A 1,850-nucleotide genomic window follows, 5' to 3' on the forward strand; every position below is an offset into this window, starting at 1 on the left:
ACGGTCAGGTGGTCGTTGGCGCGGGCTTCGACTTTGCGGTCTTCGTAGACGGTGTGGTGTTCTTCGGCCTTGAATTCCGTGTAGCTGTTCTTTTCCACGACGTCGTGGCGTTCGTTGCCGACGCGGATTTTCTGGTCGTGTTCGATGTTCTCGTCCCAGTCGCGCTGGGCGTGGAGGAAGATCTGTTCCTGGCCTTTCTTGTCTTCGATGCGCAGTTCGTTGAAGCCACCGCCGCCCATCGAGCTCAGGGTCTTGAAGGTGGTGCGCGTCTTGTTCGCCGGCAGGGCGTAGGGGACGGTGTTTTCCTTGTGGTAGAGGCAGCCGCTGATCAGCGGTTGATCGGGGTCGCCTTCGAGGAAGGTGACCAGCACTTCCATGCCGATGCGCGGGATGGCGATGCCGCCGTACTGGGCGCCGGCCCAGGCGGAAGACACGCGCAGCCAGCAGCTGGTTTTATCGTCGGCCTGACCTTCACGATCCCAGTGGAACTGGACTTTGACGCGGCCGTATTCGTCGCAGTGGATTTCCTGGCCTTTGGGACCGGTGACCACGGCGCTCTGGCTGCCGAGGATGCGCGGTTTCGGGTGGCGCAGGGGCGGGCGGTTCGGCACGTCCCACGGGGTGGCCTGGAAGCGGTTGCGGTAGCCCTGATGGAAATCGTCTTTCAGCGCGGTGGTGTCACTGGTGACCGACTCTTCCAGCACTTGCGGCTGCTTGCCTTCGTGCAGGACTTCAGTCAGCAGCCAGAGGTCGTTCCACTTGGCTTTCGGGTGTTCTTTCAGCGCGAGGAAATGGCCGCTGACCAGCAACGGCTGATCGCTCTTGCCTTCGGCGAGCTGGAAGTCGCTGCGGTGGCGCTCAAGGGCGCGTTTGGCCAGGTGTTTGCCGCGTTCGCGGTCGACGAAACGGCCCGGGTAGTCGTAGTCCTCGAGGTCGGGCAGGGCGTCGCCGCGGTTTTCGCTTTCGAGCGTGATGCGCGGTTTTTCGAAGTCGTAGTCGCGGCGGGTGGTGCGGCTGGTGCGGGTTTCCAGGCGCAGGTCGAAGCGCTTGATCACCGGGTCGCTGGCGACCATGCCGGAGTCCTGCTGATAGGCCACCGGCGCCAGTTTGTGGAACACCGTCTGGTCATCGCCGAACACCAGCTTGTGCGCCGTGGCGCTGTGCTGGAAGTGGTAGTGAATGCCTTCTTCTTCGCACAGGCGCTGGATGAAATGCAGGTCCGACTCGTCGTACTGCACGCAGTAGATACGCTCGGGGTAGATCGACCCGGTCTGGAATTCATAGGCGTTGCCCTGGATGCCGTGTTCTTCGAGGACCTTGCCGATGATTTTCGGCACGCTGAGGTTCTGGAAGATCCGCTGGTTGATCCGGTGCGCCAGGTACGCCAGTTGCGGGCGCAGGGTCACGGAGTAGCGCGTCAGGCGCTTGCCGGAATCGCCTTGCGCGGCGCGGTCGATCAGGCCGTGGATGCCGCTGCCGTCAGGCGACAGCTGCAGGAAGGCCGGTTTGTGCAGCAGGGTTTCGAGGTCCAGCGACGGCTGCTCACTGACCAGCTCCACCTCGAAGGCAAACGGCTGGCTGATGGCTTCCCGACCGGTGAGGGTAAACACCTGGAAATCGGCGGAAAGCCCTTCGATGGTCAGGGCAAAGTGGGTTTCATTGGCCGGCGCGAACATCCCTTGTTCCTCGTGCTGTACAGCGGCGCCCGTCGACAGTAAGAGCAGTCAACGCGCGCGAAATTCTGGAGGGGCGTAAACAACATCGACCAGCAGAGCTGGCCGATGCTTGAAACGATCAGCCGTAATTAAACGACTGGAGCACGCCAGTCATCGGAACCCGAAGTACCGGAT

Annotated in this window: 1 protein-coding gene; it reads right to left on the reverse strand. The window is 62.2% G+C overall.

The features are described from left to right. The coding region (locus M5B98_RS28615; protein ID WP_248744678.1) for a type VI secretion system tip protein VgrG at positions 1-1,676 on the reverse strand (1,676 nt) is incomplete at its 3' end. Positions 1,677-1,850 lie beyond the last annotated feature (174 nt).

This window comes from Pseudomonas sp. MWU12-3088, from assembly GCF_023242405.1.
GTDB lineage: Bacteria > Pseudomonadota > Gammaproteobacteria > Pseudomonadales > Pseudomonadaceae > Aquipseudomonas > Aquipseudomonas kribbensis.